This window comes from Azotobacter salinestris (assembly GCF_009363155.1).
In the GTDB taxonomy this organism is placed as follows: domain Bacteria; phylum Pseudomonadota; class Gammaproteobacteria; order Pseudomonadales; family Pseudomonadaceae; genus Azotobacter; species Azotobacter salinestris.
In genome coordinates this window covers 4,669,722-4,687,429 of sequence record NZ_CP045302.1, presented here as the reverse complement: position 1 = coordinate 4,687,429, position 17,708 = coordinate 4,669,722, and the positions used below count along the sequence as shown (strand labels likewise).

15 protein-coding genes are annotated in these 17,708 nt (G+C 68.3%); 9 read left to right on the top strand and 6 right to left on the bottom strand.

The window, feature by feature from the left end; translation table 11 throughout:
- Positions 1–5: 5 nt before the first annotated feature.
- From GCU53_RS22200 to GCU53_RS22190, 3 genes are read right to left on the bottom strand one after another with little or no spacing between them, the layout of a single operon-like run.
- Positions 6–848, bottom strand: coding sequence for an ABC transporter permease (locus GCU53_RS22200; protein ID WP_152389511.1), 843 nt, complete (start codon positions 846–848; stop codon positions 6–8).
- Positions 845–2,056, bottom strand: a complete 1,212-nt coding sequence (locus GCU53_RS22195; RefSeq protein ID WP_152389510.1) for an MFS transporter — start codon at positions 2,054–2,056, stop codon at positions 845–847. Before GCU53_RS22195 ends, GCU53_RS22200 begins: the two co-directional genes overlap by 4 nt.
- A gap of 7 nt (positions 2,057–2,063) precedes the next feature.
- Positions 2,064–3,137: a PhnD/SsuA/transferrin family substrate-binding protein gene (locus GCU53_RS22190; protein WP_152389509.1), complete on the bottom strand. Its 1,074-nt coding sequence runs from the start codon at positions 3,135–3,137 to the stop codon at positions 2,064–2,066.
- Positions 3,138–3,772: 635 nt separating this feature from the next.
- Between GCU53_RS22190 and GCU53_RS22185 the strand changes: the two genes are divergently transcribed.
- The 3 genes from GCU53_RS22185 to GCU53_RS22170 all read left to right on the top strand — a co-directional run bounded on the left by GCU53_RS22185 (position 3,773) and on the right by GCU53_RS22170 (position 7,214).
- Positions 3,773–4,297, top strand: coding sequence for a gluconokinase (locus GCU53_RS22185; RefSeq protein ID WP_152389508.1), 525 nt, complete (start codon positions 3,773–3,775; stop codon positions 4,295–4,297).
- Between the two features lie 83 nt (positions 4,298–4,380).
- Positions 4,381–5,733: a GntP family permease gene (locus tag GCU53_RS22180; RefSeq protein ID WP_152389507.1), complete on the top strand. Its 1,353-nt coding sequence runs from the start codon at positions 4,381–4,383 to the stop codon at positions 5,731–5,733.
- A gap of 212 nt (positions 5,734–5,945) precedes the next feature.
- The gene (locus GCU53_RS22170) at positions 5,946–7,214 is read left to right on the top strand and encodes an OprD family porin (RefSeq protein WP_152389506.1); all 1,269 of its coding nucleotides are present in this window, start codon (positions 5,946–5,948) and stop codon (positions 7,212–7,214) included.
- A gap of 62 nt (positions 7,215–7,276) precedes the next feature.
- Here GCU53_RS22170 and GCU53_RS22165 read toward each other — a convergent pair whose 3' ends face one another.
- Both GCU53_RS22165 and GCU53_RS22160 read right to left on the bottom strand, forming a co-directional pair.
- A complete protein-coding gene (locus GCU53_RS22165; RefSeq protein ID WP_244306920.1) occupies positions 7,277–7,948 on the bottom strand; it encodes a hypothetical protein in 672 nt (223 codons plus the stop codon).
- Positions 7,949–8,160: 212 nt separating this feature from the next.
- Complete coding sequence (locus tag GCU53_RS22160; protein ID WP_152389505.1) at positions 8,161–9,240, bottom strand: ABC transporter substrate-binding protein; 1,080 nt, start codon at positions 9,238–9,240, stop codon at positions 8,161–8,163.
- A 413-nt stretch (positions 9,241–9,653) separates the two neighbouring features.
- Between GCU53_RS22160 and GCU53_RS22150 the strand changes: the two genes are divergently transcribed.
- The 4 genes from GCU53_RS22150 to GCU53_RS22135 all read left to right on the top strand — a co-directional run bounded on the left by GCU53_RS22150 (position 9,654) and on the right by GCU53_RS22135 (position 13,853).
- Positions 9,654–11,015 carry an LLM class flavin-dependent oxidoreductase gene (locus GCU53_RS22150; RefSeq protein WP_152389504.1) on the top strand — a complete coding sequence of 454 codons (1,362 nt, stop codon included), beginning with the start codon at positions 9,654–9,656 and terminating at the stop codon, positions 11,013–11,015.
- A gap of 62 nt (positions 11,016–11,077) precedes the next feature.
- Complete coding sequence (locus GCU53_RS22145) at positions 11,078–12,025, top strand: TauD/TfdA dioxygenase family protein (protein ID WP_152389503.1); 948 nt, start codon at positions 11,078–11,080, stop codon at positions 12,023–12,025.
- 53 nt (positions 12,026–12,078) lie between these two features.
- Positions 12,079–12,699: a glutathione S-transferase N-terminal domain-containing protein gene (locus GCU53_RS22140; protein ID WP_152389502.1), complete on the top strand. Its 621-nt coding sequence runs from the start codon at positions 12,079–12,081 to the stop codon at positions 12,697–12,699.
- Positions 12,700–12,812: 113 nt separating this feature from the next.
- A complete protein-coding gene (locus tag GCU53_RS22135; protein WP_152389501.1) occupies positions 12,813–13,853 on the top strand; it encodes an NADP(H)-dependent aldo-keto reductase in 1,041 nt (346 codons plus the stop codon).
- A gap of 181 nt (positions 13,854–14,034) precedes the next feature.
- Here GCU53_RS22135 and GCU53_RS22130 read toward each other — a convergent pair whose 3' ends face one another.
- Positions 14,035–15,057, bottom strand: coding sequence for a sigma-54 interaction domain-containing protein (locus GCU53_RS22130; RefSeq protein WP_152390019.1), 1,023 nt, complete (start codon positions 15,055–15,057; stop codon positions 14,035–14,037).
- Between the two features lie 417 nt (positions 15,058–15,474).
- Between GCU53_RS22130 and GCU53_RS22120 the strand changes: the two genes are divergently transcribed.
- Both GCU53_RS22120 and GCU53_RS22115 read left to right on the top strand, forming a co-directional pair.
- A complete protein-coding gene (locus tag GCU53_RS22120) occupies positions 15,475–16,389 on the top strand; it encodes a TauD/TfdA dioxygenase family protein (RefSeq protein ID WP_152389499.1) in 915 nt (304 codons plus the stop codon).
- Between the two features lie 241 nt (positions 16,390–16,630).
- A complete protein-coding gene (locus GCU53_RS22115; RefSeq protein WP_152389498.1) occupies positions 16,631–17,578 on the top strand; it encodes an adenosine deaminase in 948 nt (315 codons plus the stop codon).
- Positions 17,579–17,708 lie beyond the last annotated feature (130 nt).

Below are 17,708 nucleotides of genomic sequence, written 5' to 3'. Positions count from 1 at the left end.
CTCCTTCAGAAGGCCTGGCGCTGCCAGCGCTGCAGGCGGGTTTCGATCAGCGCCAGCCCCTGGTCGAGGACCAGGCCGACCAGCCCGACCACCAGCATGGCGACGATCACCAGATCGAGCTGGAACAGCTGCCGGCCGTCGACCATCAGGTAGCCGATGCCCTCGCTGGAGGCCAGCAGCTCCACCGTGACCAGGGCGATCCAGCCCTTGGTGAGGGCGAAGCGCACCCCGGTGAAAATGCTCGGCAGCGCCGCCGGCAGGATCACCCGGCGCAGGCGCAGCAGCAGCCCGAGGCGGTACACCCGGGCCACCTCCAGGTAGCTCGGCGGGATGCTGCGGATGCCGGAGAAGGTGTTGAGGGTCAGCGGCACCAGCACCGCCTTGGCGATCACCAGGTATTTCAGCGTCTCGTCGATGCCGACCAGCATCATCAACAGCGGAATCCAGCCCAGCACCGGCACCTGGCTGAGCGCCTGGAACAGCGGCATGAGATAGGCCTCGGTCTGGCGCGACAGGCCCATGGCGAGGCCGAGCAGCAGGCCGAAGGCGCCGCCGATGAGCGAGCCGATCAGCACCCGCTGCAGGCTGATCGACAGCTCGAACCACAGATCGCCGCTCGCCCACAGCTCGCCGAAGGTCTCCAGCACCCGCGACGGCGGCGGCAGGATCTGCGCCGACACCCAGTGCCGCTCGACGGCGATCTGCCAGACGACCAGCAGCAGCGCCGGCAGCAGCAGTGCGGCGCCGCCGGCACCGACCCGGCGCAGGGCGCGGGCGAACCCCGGCCAGGGGCGGGTCGGGAACGCGTGGAACGCGTGGAACGGATGCGAAGCCTGAATCGTGCTCATCGGGAAATCCTCCTTGCGCAGAGCGCGGGTTGCGGATGCTGCGGCGAGGGCCGCAAGAGAAAGCCGAGAAACAGCGGAACGAAGAGCAGGAACAGCGGCTGCAGGCCGAACCACTCGCCGAGCGCGCCGCCGAGCAGACTGCCGGCGAGGCTGCCGCCCGGCCCGGCCAGCACCGCCAGGCCGGCGATCCGCCCGTGGCCGAGCTGCGCGCCGTGCCGGGCATAGGCAGACAGGGTGACCACCTGCAACATGCCCAGGCCCAGGCCGAGCAGCAGCGCCCCGCCCCACAGCAGCGGCGCCCGGCCGCTCAGGCCGAGGCTCGCCAGGGCGACGACGCAGAGCAGCAGGCTGGCGGCGAAACCGGCCTGGCCGCTGCCGCCGAGCAGCCGGCCGAGGCCGAACAGCGCGAAGATGTAGGCCAGCCCGTGGGTGCTGAGCAGCGCGGCGGCCTCACCGGCCGACCAGCCGTAGTCCTGCACGGTGATGGCGACGATGAACCAGGAAAAGAACATCGCCGCCGCCTGCACGCAGAACTCCAGCAGGCAGTTGTCGCGCAGCGTCGGCTGCTCGCGCAGAACCCCGAGCTGGCGGCCCAGCGCGGCCAGGCTCAGCGGTTCGGCGCTCTGCTGGCGGGTCGGGTAGATGTGCAGCACCCGCGGTGCCAGCAGCACCGGGATGGCGAACAGCAGGCCGATCGGCAGCCAGCTGCCGCCCGCCCCCAGCCAGCCGGCGAACAGCGCCGCCAGAGGCGGTGCGAGCAGCAGCATGCCGATCATCTGCGAGCCGCGGAACCAGCCGGCGCGCGCCTCGCCGACCTGGGCCAGCTGCTGCATGAACACCGCGTTGAGCGAGACCAGCCGGCACGGCATGCACAGCCCGATCAGCAAGGTCGGCAACAGCAGGAGCAGCGGCTGGCCGACCAGCGGCAGGAGCTGGAACAGGCCGCCGGCCGCCAGGCTGCCGAACAGGTACAGGCGCAGCGGGCCGAACTGCTCGACCAGCATCCCGCACGGCAGGCTGGCGAGCAGCAGGCCGGCGGTCTGCGCCCCTGCCACCAGGCCCAGCTCCAGCGGCGAGGCCTCCAGGCTGAGGGCATAGAGCGCGAAGTTGACCTTGGCCAGGCCCACGCCGATCCCCGACAGGCTGGCCAGCAGGATGAAGGCCGCCAGGGCACGCGTATCGGCCAGGCCGGGGGCAGTCCGGGTCATGGGCACCTCACCGGGCCTGCGGGCGGTTGTCGGCATCGTAGGCCGGCCACAGCGTCTGCAGGCCGAGCCGGTCGATGGCGGCGTTCACGTACCTGGGCTCGATCCAGCCGTCGACGTCGACATCGCCGCGCAGCAGGCCCAGCTCGCGGGACTCGCGCACCGTGGCGCGATAGCGGTCGACGAAGAACTCGTCGAGGCGCGGCGAGTAGCGGCGCTTCAGGCTCAGCTCGCCCTGCTCGGCACGCAGCGAGTCGACCGGGGTGCCGGACTTGGCCCACAGCTCGAACGCCGCGTTATCGTTCTCCGGCGCCGACACCCAGGCGGCGGTCTTCACCAAGCCGTCGACCACCTTCTGCACGATCTGCGGATGCTGCCGCTCGAAGTCGCCGTCCACCAACACGTGAGTCTGGCGAGTCAGGCGGGCGTCCACCGCGCGGGTGTCGTAGATGATCCGGCCGACCCCGTTCTTCTGCAGTTCGAAGGCGGTGGACGACAGCCAGGCGCCGTCGATGTCCCTGGAGGCCAGCGCCGCCGCGGCGGTGGGGAAGTCCATGTTGATGGTGCGGAAGTCGCGGTCCTGCAGGCCTGCGCGCTTGAGGGTGCGCGCGGTGGCCAGTTGCAGGTTGGTGCCCTTGAACTGCGCCACCTTCTTGCCCTTGAGATCCTCCAGGGTCCTGGCCGGCGAGTCGACCGGCACCACCAGGTAGTTGGAGGCGAGCAGGCCGTCGGCGGCGATCAATTTGGTATTGAGGCCGCCGGCCTTGGCGATCACCGCCGGCAGGTCGCCCTGCCAGGCGAAGTCCAGCTGCTTGTTGGCCAGCGCCTCGTTGACCGCGGGACCGGCGCCCTTGAAATAGGTCCACTCGACCTTGATGCCGTCGGTCTCCAGTTCCTTCTCGATGGCTTGGCGCTGGTGGGCCAGGCTGGTGACGCTGGAGGAAGCGAAGGGGATGCCGCCCTTGCCGACGGTGGCCAGGCCGAAGCGGATCACCTGCGGATTGTCCGCGGCGCCGGCCGGGGCGGTGCCCAGCCAGGTGCCGGCGAGCGCGGCGATGAGGGGAAGGAGCAGCGTGCGTTTCATGGGTTGGCGTCCTGTAGCCGGATGCCGGACTGCCCCGTGCAGTCCTGGCGGGTGAAGGCCGGTGTTGCAGGGGTTATGCCAACCGCTTCTATTTTTTCCAGATCATGATGCAGAAAAGACATAACCAGCCGGCCTGGACGCTGCGCAGGCCCTGCCATGCCCTCGCCCGCCCGTGCGCGCCTGCCGGATCGGCTCGCCGGCATGCGGCTGTCACGGACGGTGCTGCGGGAATCCCGGCAGAAGGTGCCGCAGGCTGCGGGAAATGCCACAGCTGACGGTCATGCCCTCGCCTGCGCGGGACTGTGATGGGACCTCTGTGCATGGTTTTCCGCAGTGATCTCTATAAACCCGACGAGTTTTTTCGAATCCGCTCCGGTGTATGGGGAAGTACCCGAACCAACGCCTCGCTTCGGGGGGATGTGGCTGGCTACTTGTCAAACGAAAAGACCAATCCTAAGATAGCGCTGTCTTTAGGGCGTTTGCAGGACTCATGTACTCTTGAAGTGCAGCGTCATTGCCTGTAGACCGCTAAATCCGGCCCACCCAATGTTAACGACAACAAAGCGGTAACGGTTTTATCTTGCGACTTTTCTCAATTTCTCAAAGATAGCGCTGTCTTTCTGCTGAGGTGCCTTATGCTTCCACCCATCCATGCCCTGGTGATCATGGGCGTCGCCGGCTGCGGCAAGTCCAGCGTCGGCCATGCGCTCTGCCAGTTCAACGGCGCCATGCCCATCGAGGGCGACGCCTTCCACCCACCGGAAAACATCCGCAAGATGAGCGCCGGCATCCCGCTGACCGACGAGGACCGCGACGGCTGGCTCGGCATCCTGTGCGACGAGCTGCGCCACGCCATCGCCGCCGGACGGCGTCCGGTGCTGTCCTGCTCGGCGCTCAAGCGCAGCTACCGGGAACGCCTGCGCAGCGCCGTGCCCGGGCTCGGCTTCGTGTACCTCGAACTGAGCCCCGCCGTCGCCGCCCGCCGGGTCGCCGAGCGCCCCGGCCACTTCATGCCGGCCAGCATGATCGACAGCCAGTTCGCCACCCTCGAGCCGCCGCAGGGCGAACCCCTGACCCTGGTCCTGGACGCCGCGCGCGAAGACATACGGCAACTGGCCACGGCCGCCGCTGACTGGTGGCGCCGGCATCGGCCGGACTGATCAAGGCCATATTTTTTTAATCCGCAAAGATAGCGCTGTCTCGTATTGCTCCATCCAAAACAACGACAAATAGGAGAACTCCCATGCCGGGCCTGTCCCACACCACCCTGCTGCTGCTCGATGCGCTGATCGCCATCGTCGGCCTGATCGTCCTGATCACCCGCTTCAAGCTGCACCCCTTCCTCGCCCTGATCATCTCCGCCCTGTTCCTCGGCCTGACCTCCGGCATGCCGGTGGACCAGGTCATCAAGGCCTTCCAGGACGGCTTCGGCGGCGTCCTCGGCTTCGTCGGCATCATCCTCGCCCTGGGCACCATGCTCGGCAAGATGATGGCCGAGTCCGGCGGCGCCGATCAGATCGCCCGCACCCTGATCCAGGCCTTCGGCAAGGAACGCGTGCAGTGGTCGATGATGTTCGCCGCCTTCCTGGTCGGCATCCCGCTGTTCTTCGAGATCGGCTTCGTCCTGCTGATCCCCCTGGTGTTCATCGTCGCCCGGCGCACCGGGGTCTCGCTGATCCGGATCGGCATCCCCCTGCTCGCCGGCCTCTCCGCGGTCCACGGCCTGGTGCCGCCGCACCCCGGCCCGCTGCTGGCCATCGGCGTGTTCGGCGCCGACATCGGCAAGACCATCCTCTACGGCCTGATCGTCGCCCTGCCGACCGCCATCATCGCCGGCCCGCTGTTCGCCTCCTTCATCGCCCGCCGGGTGCCCGGCACCCCCTCGCCCGAGCTGATGGAGCAGCTCGCCCACGAGTCCGAGGCCGGCAACCTGCCGAGCTTTTCCGTGACCCTGGTCACCGTGCTGCTGCCGGTGTTCCTGATGCTGCTGAAGACCTTCGCCGACGTGGCCCTGGCCGAGGGGCACATCGTCCGCGCCTGGATGGACCTGATCGGCCACCCGATCAGCGCCCTGCTGCTGGCCCTGCTGCTGTCGCTGTACACCTTCGGCTACGCCCGCGGCTTCGCGCCCAAGCGGGTGTTCAAGCTGCTCGAGGAGAGCCTGGCGCCGACCGCCGCCATCGTCATGATCATCGGCGCCGGCGGCGGCTTCAAACAGATGCTGGTGACCAGCGGAGTGGGCAACGTGATCGGCCAGATGGCGGTGAACGCCCAGGTCTCGCCGATCCTGCTGGCCTGGCTGGTCGCCGCGCTGATCCGCATCGCCACCGGCTCGGCCACGGTCGCCACCATCACTGGCGCCGGCATCGTGGTGCCGGTGATCGAGATGATGCCGGGGGTCAACCGGGAGCTGCTGGTGCTCGCCACCGGGGCCGGCTCGCTGATCCTCTCGCACGTCAACGACGCCGGCTTCTGGATGGTCAAGCAGTACTTCAACATGAGCGTCAGCGAAACCTTCAAGACCTGGACCGCGATGGAGACCCTGCTCTCCGTGGTCGGCCTGGTGTTTATCCTGCTGCTCTCGCTGGTGGTCTGAGCGGGCGGGGAGGCGATCCCGGCTCGCTCGGCGAGTCGGGATCGCCAGTCCCGCCACGGTCGCCACGCCGGTCGGCTGTCAACCCCAAGACAACTCCCCCAAGCGGTTCGCTCCGGCCGGCCAGTGCCGGCAGCGACCGATACCCCCCCTTTCACCCCATGGCGGCGGCGTCGGATGCCGCCCGATCTTTATCGATTGCCAGGACAACAATAATGAAAAACAGCAATAGACCCTCGCTGCTGGATTGCCCCCGTACGCTTGTTCTGCCCCTGCTTCTGGCGGGCTTCCTGCCCACTGCCCAGGCGGCCTTCGTCGACGACGCCAAGGGCACCCTGACCCTGCGCAACTTCTACATCCACCGCAACTTCGTCGACGACGGCGCCACCCGCAGCAAGGCCGAGGAATGGACCCAGAGCTTCATCCTCGACCTGCAGTCCGGCTACACCGAAGGTCCGGTCGGCTTCGGCCTCGACGTGCTCGGCCTCTGGTCGGTCAAGCTCGACGGCGGCCAGGGCACCGGCGGCACCCAACTCTTGCCAGTCGGCAAGGACGGCGACCCGGCCGACCAGTTCGGCCGTCTGGCGGTGGCCGGCAAGCTGCGCTTCTCGAAAACCGAGGCGAAGGCCGGCGAGTGGTCGCCGGCGCTGCCGATCCTGCGTTCCGACGACGGCCGCTCGCTGCCGCAGACCTTCCAGGGCGGCATGCTCACCTCGAAGGAGATCAGGAACCTGACGGTCTACGGCGGACGCTTTCGCGGCAACAGCCCGCGCGACGACAGCAGCCTCAATGACATGAGCTGGGTCGGCAATTCCAGCGTCACCTCCGACCGCTTCAGCTTCGCCGGCGCCGAATACGCCTTCAACGACAACCGCACGCTGGTCGGCGCCTGGTTCGGCCAGCTGGAGGACATCTACAAGCAGCGCTACTTCCAGCTCACCCACACCCAGCCGCTGGGCAAGGACTGGGCGCTCGGCGCCAATATCGGCTACTTCGACGGCGAGGAGGACGGCAGCGCCCAGGCCGGCGAGCTCGACAACACGCTGCTCTCCGGGCTGTTCTCCCTCAAGCATGGCGCGCACGTCTTCTACCTCGGCCTGCAGCGGGTCACGGGCGACGACAAGTGGCTGCGGGTCAACGGCACCAGCGGCGGCACGGCGGCCAACGACAGCTACAACGGCAGCTTCGACAACGCCCGCGAGCGCTCCTGGCAGGTGCGCTACGACTACGACTTCGCCGCCCTCGGCATTCCCGGGCTGACCCTGATGACCCGCTATATCAAGGGCACCAACGTGCACGCCGGCGCCATCGACGACGGCGAGGAATGGAACCGCGAGACCCAGCTCAGCTACGTGGTGCAGAGCGGCCCGCTGAAGGCCCTGAGCCTGCGCTGGCGAAATTCGACCATCCGCCGCGACTGGGGAGCCAACAACAAGTTCGACGACAACCGGCTGATCGTCCAGTACCCGCTCTCGCTGTTCTGACCGCGCCGCTTGCAAGGCCTGTCGTGCCTTGCAGCCTCGCTATCCGGGCACGAAGCGTTCGCTCAGCGCAACGACAGGCCTTTTTCCAGAAACTGGCCGGAGTCGACTTCCCTCCGCCAGCCGACGGCATGCACGGCAAAGTCGATCTGGGACGTCAGACAGCGACCACGTCCTCTCAGGTATCCGGCAATCGACAGGATCTGGGACATGTTATGGCGAATATCCTGAAGAGATGCGCCTTCACCCCTGCATCCGAAGCTGAATTCGGCCGCCATGGATTCGACATGCCGTTTTTCATGCTCGGCCACATCGGACGGGTAGTTGAATATCGAATGCCCCTTGGCAAGGGCGAGCAATCCATCGCCCGCATAATCGTATACGGCCGCCAGGACGGATTTTTCTCCGTCGGCAAGGGTTAGCGTCCATGAGCAGCTTTTCACCCGGGACTCGACCACCGCCTTCAAATAATTCCGCCGCCTGAAGCGCTCCTGCTCGTCCGCGATGAGCCGCATCACCGCCTCCAGGCTCCCGGGCGCTTCCGCCACGAAGCGCTCCTTCACCGGCCGGATGAGCTCGACGAAGCCGGCGGCCGTGATATAGCCATGCCGGTTCCCGGCGATCTTCCGCTCCAGATGCGCCGACGGAATGGAAATGCCGGCACCGACATAGAAGGTCGCGCGATCGGCGGCCAGTATCGTGCAATCCCCCATGCTGACTGTCGCAATGAAAGTCATCTCGCTCTCCCGCCCGCAGGCATATGACTCGGCCATGGCGCATTGCCAATGCTGGAGACAGAGCGCTCGCGCCATTAACCATAGGCGCATTCGGCGCGGCCCATGGTCATTGCGCTGCATCGGCGGCGGGATGGGGACGATCATTCGCCGGCGTCCGGTCCCGAAGCCGCCGGAAGCCGGCGAAGGCACGGCCGTCCTCGCCGGAACGGGGCTCAGCGGACGACGGGGCGGTTGCCGGCATCGTGGGCCGGCCACAGCTTCTGCAGGTCGAGCTGCTCGATGGCGGCCTGGACGTACTTCGGCTCGATCCACCGGGCCACGTCGACGTCGCCGCGGATCAGGCCGAGCTCCCTGGATTCCTGCACCGTGGTGCGGTAGCGCTCGACGAAGAACTCGTCCAGCAGCGGCGAATAGCGGCGCTGGAACGACTGCCCCTCCTGCTCGGCGCGCAGCGCCTCGACCGGTGTGCCGGAGTTGGCCCAGAGCGCGAGCACCGCTTCCCGGTTGGCCGGGTCCGAGGCCCAGGCCGCGGTCTTGACCAGCGCGGTCACCACCTTCTGCACCAGCTCGGGATGCTCGCGCTCGAACTCGCCGCGTACCAGCACATGGCCCTGGCGGGTCAGCCGCGGATCGACGGCGCGGGTGTCGTAGAGAATCCGGCCGACGCCGGAAGCCTGCAGATCGAAGGCCCGCGCATCGAACCAGGCGCCGTCGATGTTCTTCGAGGTCAGCGCGGCGGCCATGGTGGCGAAATCCATGTTGAGGGTGCGGAAGTCGCGCTCGCCGAGGCCCTGCTGCTTCAGCGCGCGCAGGATCGCCAAGTGCAGGTTGGTGCCCTTGAAGAGCGCCACGCGCTTGCCCTTGAGGTCGGCGAGGCTCCTGGCCGGAGAATCGGCCGGCACCACCAGGTAGGTGGAGGTGAGCAGGTTGTCGGCAGTGATCAGCCGGGTGTCCAGGCCGCCGGCCTTGGCGACCACCGCCGGCAGGTCGCCCTGCACGGCGAAATCCAGCTGCCGGTTGGCCAGCGCCTCGTTGACCGCCGGTCCCGCGCCCTTGAAGTAGAACCACTCCACCCGCACGTCGCTGCCCTCCAGTTCCTGCTGGATAGCCTTGCGCTGGTCGGCGAGACCGGCCACCCCGCCGCTGGAAAAGGGCACGCCGCCCTTGCCGACCTGGGCGACGCCGAAGCGGATGGTCACGGACTCGGCGGCGCTGAGCGGAAGCGGCGCCAGCAGCAGGGCTGCACTCAGCAATCCGGGCAGCAGGGAGGCCAAGGGATGGTTCTTTTTCATCGCGGATTTCCTTATTCGGCTTGGAAGACTTGGCGGTGCGCAGGGCGACTGCCCGAATCCCACGGAGCAAGCGCTGTGCCCAGGCGCATGCGGCGCCGGGCGCGGTCCGCGCATGGCGCGGCGCAGCGGGGCGTTATCGCGGGGAAACCGGCCGGATCGGCGCCCTGTCCGGCCGCGGCAACTGTTGCAAACGGCGCAGCCGCCGCGGCCAAGTGTTGAAAATCCCCCAGCGCCTGTTCGCCTTTTTCGCCGAAGCGCCCGCCGCAAACGCCGGCGACTCCCTGCGGCCCAGAGCCGGCGCGGCCTGCGGCGAAGAGACAAGACGCTGGCATGCATTCTGCCTCGGCACTCCTCGCGACCTTCCGGCGTTATCCGGAAGCCTTCTTCACGACTCCCTGCCAAGGAAATGCGCCATGAGCAAACGCCAGCTTGCGCTGAATGCCTTCATCCTGCCGACCGGCCATCACATCGCTGCCTGGCGGCGCGCGGACGTGCCGGAGCACGCCAACCACGACTTCGGCGAATACGTGCGCGTGGCCCGCCTGGCCGAGGCGGCCAAGTTCGATGCGCTGTTCGTCTCCGACTCGGTGGCGGTGAACGCGGGCAATGGCGGCAGCGGCCTGGAGGAACTGGCACTGACCGCCCGCGGCACCCGCCTCGAACCCTTCACCCTGCTCTCGGCGCTGGCCGCGGTGACCGAGCGGATCGGCCTGATCGCCACCGTCAGCACCACCTACAACGAGCCCTACCACCTGGCGCGCAAGTTCGCCTCGCTGGACTGGATCTCCAGGGGACGCGCCGGCTGGAACCTGGTGACCTCCTCGGCGCCGGCCGAGGCGCTGAACTTCAGCCAGAGCGAGCTGCCCGAACACGGCGAGCGCTACCGGCGCGCCGAGGAGTTCCTCGACGTGGCGCAGGGTTTGTGGGACAGCTGGGAGGACGACGCCTTTGCCCGCGACAAGGCCAGCGGCCAGTTCTTCGATCCGGCCAAGCTGCATGTGCTGAACCACCAGGGCGAGCACTACCGGGTGCGCGGTCCACTGAACGTGGCGCGCCCGCCGCAGGGCTACCCGGTGCTGGTGCAGGCCGGCTCCTCCGAGCCGGGCAGGGAGATCGCGGCGCGCAGCGCCGAGGCGATCTTCACCGCGCACCAGACCCTGGAAAGCGCCCAGGCCTTCTACGCCGACGTGAAAGGGCGCCTGGCCAAGTACGGACGCGCGCCCGAGGAGTTGAAGATCCTCCCGGGGATCTTCCCGGTGGTCGGCCGCAGCGAGGCCGAAGCCCAGGCCAAGTACCGCGAGCTGCAGGAGCTGATCGACCCGCGGGTCGGCGTCAACCTGCTCAGCGCGCTGATCGGCAGCGACCTGTCCGGCTTCGATGTCGACGGCCCGCTGCCCGAGCTGGCGGCCACCAACCAGAACAAGAGCCGCCAGGCCCTGCTGCTCGAGCTGGCGCACCGCGAGAACCTGACCATCCGCGAACTCTACCTGCGCATCGCCGGCGCCCGCGGCCACTGGACGGTGGTGGGCACCCCGGTGCAGATCGCCGATCAGATCCAGAGCTGGTTCGAGCAGGGCGCGGCCGACGGCTTCAACGTGCTGGCGCCCTGGCTGCCGGGCGGGCTGGAGGAGTTCATCGAGCTGGTGGTGCCGGAACTGCGCCGCCGCGGCCTGTTCCGCGAGGAGTACCGCGGCAGCACCCTGCGCGAGCACCTGGGCCTGGCCCGTCCGGAAAACCGCCATGCCGCCGGGCGCGACCAGCGCGCGGCGAGCTGATCCCCCGTCCCGGCGGGCCGCCGCGGCCCGCCCCAGCGTTTCATCCGCACAAGGAGTTGCCCATGCCGTCTTCCGCCCGCTCGCAGCAGGCCGCGCTGCCCGCCGCCGAGGCGATCGTCGTCACCCCGCTGTCCCTGCACATCGGCGCCCAGATCGACGGGGTCGACCTGTCGCGCCCGTTGCCCTCCGCCCAGCGCGAAGCCATCCGCGCCGCCCTGCTGCGCTGGAAGGTGCTGTTCTTCCACGACCAGCACCTCGACCACGCCCAGCAGGTGGCGTTCGGCCGACAGTTCGGCGAGCTGACCGTCGGCCACCCGGTATTCGGCCATGTCGAGGGCTATCCGGAGATCTATTCGGTCGGCCGCGACCGCTTCAAGGCGCGCTTCACCGACGAGCGCCTGGTGCGCCCCTGGAGCGGCTGGCACACCGACGTGAGCGCCGCGGTCAACCCGCCGGCGGCGGCGATCCTGCGCGGCGTGGACATCCCTCCCTATGGCGGCGACACCCAGTGGACCGACCTGGTGGCCGCCTACAATGGCCTGTCGCCGACCTTGCGGGCCTTCGTCCATGGCCTGCGCGGCGAGCACCGCTTCACCCCGCCGGAGGGCGCCGAGGCGCGGCCGGGCTTCAGCGAGCCGCTGGCGGCCAGGCCGCTGGTCAGCGAACACCCGCTGGTGCGGGTGCATCCGGAGACCGGCGAGAAGGCGCTGTTCGTCAGCCCGGCCTTCCTCAAGCGCATCGTCGGCCTCAGCCCGCGCGAGAGCGAACAGTTGCTGGAGCTGCTCTTCGAGCACGCGATCCGTCCCGAATACAGCGTGCGCTTCAAGTGGCGGCCCGGCTCGCTGGCCTTCTGGGACAACCGGGTCACCGCCCACCAGCCGCCGACGGATATCCACGCCACCGATCTGCCCCGTCAGCTCTATCGCATCACCCTGGTCGGCGACATCCCCGTCGGCCCGGACGGCCGTCCCTCCCGCGCCATCGCCGGCGAGCCGGTGCTGGCCGCCTGATCCCTTCCTTCCATCCACTGGGGGATATGCGCCCCCTGCCCATGAGGTATCGCATGACCGTTCTGTACATCGCCCCCGGCGCCTGCTCCCTGGCCGCCCACAGCCTGATCCACGAGCTCGACCTGCCGATCCGCATCGAATCGGTGGCCCTGCGCACCCCCGACTCGCCGATCCACGCCGTCAACCCCTTGGGCAGGGTGCCGGCGCTGCGGCTGGACGACGGCAGCGTGCTCACCGAGAACAGTGCACTGCTGCCCTACCTGGCCGACCTCAGGCCGGAAGCCGGGCTGTTCGCCCCGGCCGGGAGCAGAGAGCGCGCACAGATCCAGAGCTGGATCGGCTACCTGACCTCGGAGGTGCATGTCGGCGGCTTCCGCCCGCTGAACCGTCCGGAGCGCTACTCGGCCGACGAGGGCGCGCACCCGGGCATCCGCGTCCAGGCTACCGAGCAACTGCATCAGGCGCTGGCGCACATCGAACGCCAGCTGAACGGGCGGCAGTGGCTGGTGGGCGAGCGCTATACCATCGCCGACGCCTATCTCGGGGTGTTCGCCGGTTGGCTGCCGCGCCTCGGCGAGCGTTTCGGCGACCTTGCGCAGATCGCCCGCATCGGCGCGGCCTTCCGCGCCCGCCCGGCGGTCCGCCAGGCGCTGGCCACCGAAGGTCTCCTGTGATTCCGACGGCGGGGCGCCCGGCCCCGCCGCCGAACGCCGGTCCTACCTGTCTGCGACAGGCCGCCACATGGGGTACTCTGCCCTTCCACCCAGCTCAGCAAAGGGAATTTCCAATGCTTTACCGTCCACTCGGCAGAACCGATCTCCAGGTCAGCGCGCTGGCGCTCGGCAGCATGACCTGGGGCGAACAGAACAGCGAAGCCGAGGGCTTCGAGCAGATCCGCCGCGCCCAGGCGGCCGGGATCAACTTCATCGATACCGCCGAGATGTACCCGGTGCCGCCGAAGGCGGAAACCGCCGGGGCCACCGAGACCATCATCGGCAACTACTTCAAGCGTCATGGCGGGCGCGGCGACTGGATCCTCGCCACCAAGGCGGCGCCCCCGGGCAACGGCATCAGCCACATCCGCGGCGGCCGCAACCACTTCGACCGGGCCAACCTGACCGCCGCCGTGGACGCCAGCCTCGCGCGCCTGCAGACCGACTACATCGACCTCTACCAGCTGCACTGGCCGGACCGGCAGACCAACTTCTTCGGTCAGCTCGGCTACCGGCACGACCCGGACGCCCACATCACGCCGATCGAGGAGACGCTGGAGGTCCTGGACGGCCTGGTGAAGAACGGCAAGATCCGCCATATCGGCCTGTCCAACGAGACGCCCTGGGGCGTGCACCGCTTCCTGCACCTGGCCGAGACCCGCGGCTGGCCGCGGGTGGTGTCGATCCAGAATCCCTACAACCTGCTCAACCGCAGCTTCGAGGTGGGCCTGGCGGAAATCGCCATCCGCGAACAGGTCGGCCTGCTCGCCTACTCGCCGCTGGCCTTCGGCCTGCTCTCCGGCAAGTACGAGAACGGTGCACAGCCGCCCAAGGCGCGGCTGACCCTGTTCGAGCGCTTCCAGCGCTACAACAACCCGCAGGCGCGCCGCGCCGCCAGCGCCTACATCGCCCTGGCCCGCGAGCACGGCGTCGATCCGGCGCAGCTGGCCCTGGCCTACGTCACCAGCCGGCCGTTCCTCACCAGCAACATCATCGGCGCGACCACCTTGGAGCAGTTGGACAGCAACATCGCCAGCCTGGAGCTGAAGCCGAGCGACGAGCTGCTGGCCGGCATCGAGCGCATCCACACCGAGCAGCCCAACCCGGCGCCCTGAAAGCCGCCGCTTTCGTAGCGGCGGACAACGCCGCAGGCTTGTCCGCCATGGTGGATGGCTTCGGCCATCCACCCTACTGCTACATCCATCCCCGCAGTTTCGTAGGGTGGACAACGCCGCAGGCTTGTCCACCATGGTGGATGGCTTCGGCCATCCATCCTACTGCTGCCCCGAGAACACCTCAGACCCGCGGTGCGCGCGTCTCGGGCAGCAGGTCGTAGCGCTTCAGCAGGGTGCGCAGGGCGTGGCGGCTGATGCCGAGGCGGTCGGCGCTGTGCACCTGGTTGTAGCGATGGCGCTGCAGGGTGGTTTCCAGGAGCAGCGACTCCCAGCGCGCCAGCAGACCGTCGTCGCCGCGGTCGAGCAGTTCGCCGAGCTGCTTGCGGATACCCTGCCAGAGCGGATCGACCGGTGCCTCCTCGGCCGGCGCCGCCGGCGGCGTGCTGCGCGGGCGCAGCTGCAGGTGGCGGGCCCCGATCGGCTGGCCGCCGGCCATCAGCGCGGCGGACAGCAGCACGTTCTCCAGTTCGCGGATATTGCCCGGCCAGCTGTGCCCGAGCAGGCACTCGACGGCGGCCGGCGTCAGCGCCGGCTCCTCGCGGGCGTGCTCGCGGGCGAACTGGCCGAGGAAGTGCCGGGCCAGCGGCAGGATGTCGCCGGGCCGGTCGCGCAGCGGCGGGATGGCCAGGGTGACGATGTTCAGGCGGTAGAACAGGTCCTCGCGAAAGCGCCCGGCGGCGATCGCCGACTGCAGGTCGACGTGGGTCGCGGTGATCAGCCGCACGTCGATGGGAATCGGCTTGCGTCCGCCGACCCGCACCACCTCGCGCTCCTGCAGCACGCGCAGCAGCTTGACCTGCAGCGCCAGCGGCAGGTCGCCGATCTCGTCGAGGAACAGGGTGCCGCCATTGGCCGCCTCGAACCAGCCCTCGCGGCGGCCGACGGCGCCGGTGAAGGCGCCGGCCTCGTGACCGAAGAACTCGCTCTCGGCCAGGCTCTCGTTGATCGCCGCCCCGTTCACCGCGACGAAGGGGCCCTTGCGCCCGCTGCGCTGGTGCAGGTGCCGGGCCAGCAACTCCTTGCCGGTGCCGGTCTCGCCCTGGATCAGCACCGGTACCGGGCTGTCGGCGACCAGCTCGGCCTGGGCCAGCAACTGCTGCGAACGCGCGTCGGCGAACAGCAGAGCCTTGGCGCGGATCTCCATGCGACTGTTTTCGTGGGGAGCCAGAGTCAGGACGGGTGCGTTCATGGACGGCCTCGCGGACAGATATATCGGTGCGGCAGGACTCTAGCGGCCAATGCATATATTTAAAAATAATCAAATTAGATTTGTATATTCCATTACTCACATAAAGCCGTCTGCCGGAATGCATGTTCCCGCTGCCGGATAAGCGCCAGCCTTCTGCGCAAGCTGCGCGAAATCCAACAGCCCTGCGGCCATAAAGCGGTCAAAAGCCGCGAAATAACAGGATTTCGAGCACTGGCACGCTTTCTGCTCCTGCCTTGGACGAGAGCGGCGCGGCCACCGTCCGCCGAACGATCTGCCGCTGGCGACGCGCCGCGCAGACTCAACCATTCGCCCGCGGCAAGGAGCCGCGGCAGCCCCACAGGAGAAAATCCCATGTCCCTGGATATCCGCCCCGTCACCGGCCGCATCGGCGCCATCGTCAGCGGCGTGCGCCTGACCGATCTGGACGATGCGCAATTCGCCGAGCTGCAGCAGGCCGTGCTCGAGCACAAGGTGCTGTTCCTGCGCAACCAGCACCTGACCGACGCCGAACAGGAAGCCTTCGGCCGCCGCTTCGGCGAGCTGGTGGTGCATCCGACCGTGCATACCGCGGAAAACACCGCCGGTATCCTCGATGTGGACTCCGAGCGCTCGCGGGCCAATTCCTGGCACAGCGACATCACCTTCGTCGTCGACTACCCGAAGATCACCATCCTGCGTGGCGAGGTGATCCCCGAGGCGGGCGGCGACACCGTGTTCGCCAACGCCGTCAGCGCCTACCAGGACCTGCCCGAGCCGCTGCAGCGGCTGGCCGACAGCCTGTGGGTACGCCACACCAACGACTACGACTACGCCGCGCCCAAGCAGATCGAGGTGGCGGCCAACAAGCGCTTCCGCGAGCAGTTCACCTCCACCGTGTACGAAAGCGAGCACCCGCTGGTGCGCGTGCATCCGGAAACCGGCGAGAAGGCACTGGTGCTCGGCCACTTCGCGCAGAAGATCGTCGGCCTCAACTCGCGCGATTCGCGGGCGTTGCTGGACCTGTTCCAGGCGCATACCGTCAGGCTGGAGAACATCGTGCGCTGGCGCTGGAGCGAAGGCGACGTGGCGCTGTGGGACAACCGCGCCACCCAGCACATCGCCGTCGACGACTACGGCAGCGCCCGGCGCATCGTGCGCCGCACCACGGTGCTCGGCGAGATCCCGGTATCGGTCGGCGGCGAGAGCAGCCGGGCGATCAAGCCGTCCCCGGAGAGCCGCATCCCGCGCAGCGAAGCGGACAAGGCGGCGCTGAAGAAGGCCGGCTGAGGCCCCTCCACTCCCTGCAAAGGCACCCGGTGGCCCCCGGCCACTCGGTGCCATCCGTGCGCTGCTTCACCAACGACCTGTGCGCCAGGCATCAGGATCGCCTTCGTCGGAGCGTCGCGACCGCGCCCACTGCCCTCGCGGCAGTGGCAGGGCGCGGCGACAAGAGGCAAGCTAGACATAGAGCGCAGGGCCGTTCCAAGTGCCCTGCCCGCCTTGCCCACGACGACAAGAGGCCGCCCCCATGTACGCCTGGCTCAATGCCCTGCCCAAAGCCGAACTGCATCTGCATCTGGAAGGCTCGCTGGAGCCGGAACTGCTGTTCGCCCTCGCCGAACGCAACAAGATCGCCCTGCCCTGGCCCGACGTGGAAAGCCTGCGCAAGGCCTATGCCTTCCACAACCTGCAGGAATTCCTCGACCTCTACTACCAGGGCGCCAACGTGCTGCGCACCGAGCAGGACTTTTACGACCTGACCTGGGCCTACCTGCAGAGGTGCAAGGAACAGAACGTCGTCCATACCGAACCCTTCTTCGATCCGCAGACCCACACCGACCGCGGCATCTCCTTCGAGACGGTGCTGAGCGGTATCGGCCAGGCGCTGGAGGACGGCCGCCGGCAGCTCGGCATCAGCAGCGGGCTGATCCTCAGCTTCCTGCGTCACCTTTCCGAGGAGGAGGCGCACAAGACCCTCGACCAGGCCCTGCCCTTCCGCCACGCCTTCATCGCCGTGGGCCTGGACAGCTCGGAGGTTGGCCATCCGCCGCGCAAGTTCCGCCAGGTGTTCGAGCGCGCCCGCGCCGAGGGCTTCGCCACCGTCGCCCATGCCGGCGAGGAAGGCCCGCCGGAGTACATCTGGGAAGCCCTCGACCTGCTCAAGGTCAAGCGCATCGACCACGGCGTGCGCGCCGCGGAGGACCCGAGGCTGCTGGAGCGGCTGATCGACGAGCAGATCCCGCTCACCGTCTGCCCGCTGTCCAACGTCAAGCTTCGCGTGTTCAAGGACATGGCCGAGCACAATATCCTCAGGCTGCTGGAGATGGGCGTGAAGGTGACGGTGAACTCCGACGATCCGGCCTACTTCGGCGGCTATGTCACAGAGAACTTCGTGGCCCTGCAGGAGAGCCTCGGCATGACCTGCGAGCAGGCCGAGCGCCTGGCGCAGAACAGCCTGGACGCCCGCCTGGTCTGAGGGGCCGGCCTATGGCTCTTGTAGGGTGGAAAACTCGCGTCGCGATTTTCCACCATGACCGCACCGCTGGTGGGAAAGGCCTGCGGCCGTTTCCCACCCTACATGCGCTACCGTCGAATCCCCGGAGAAT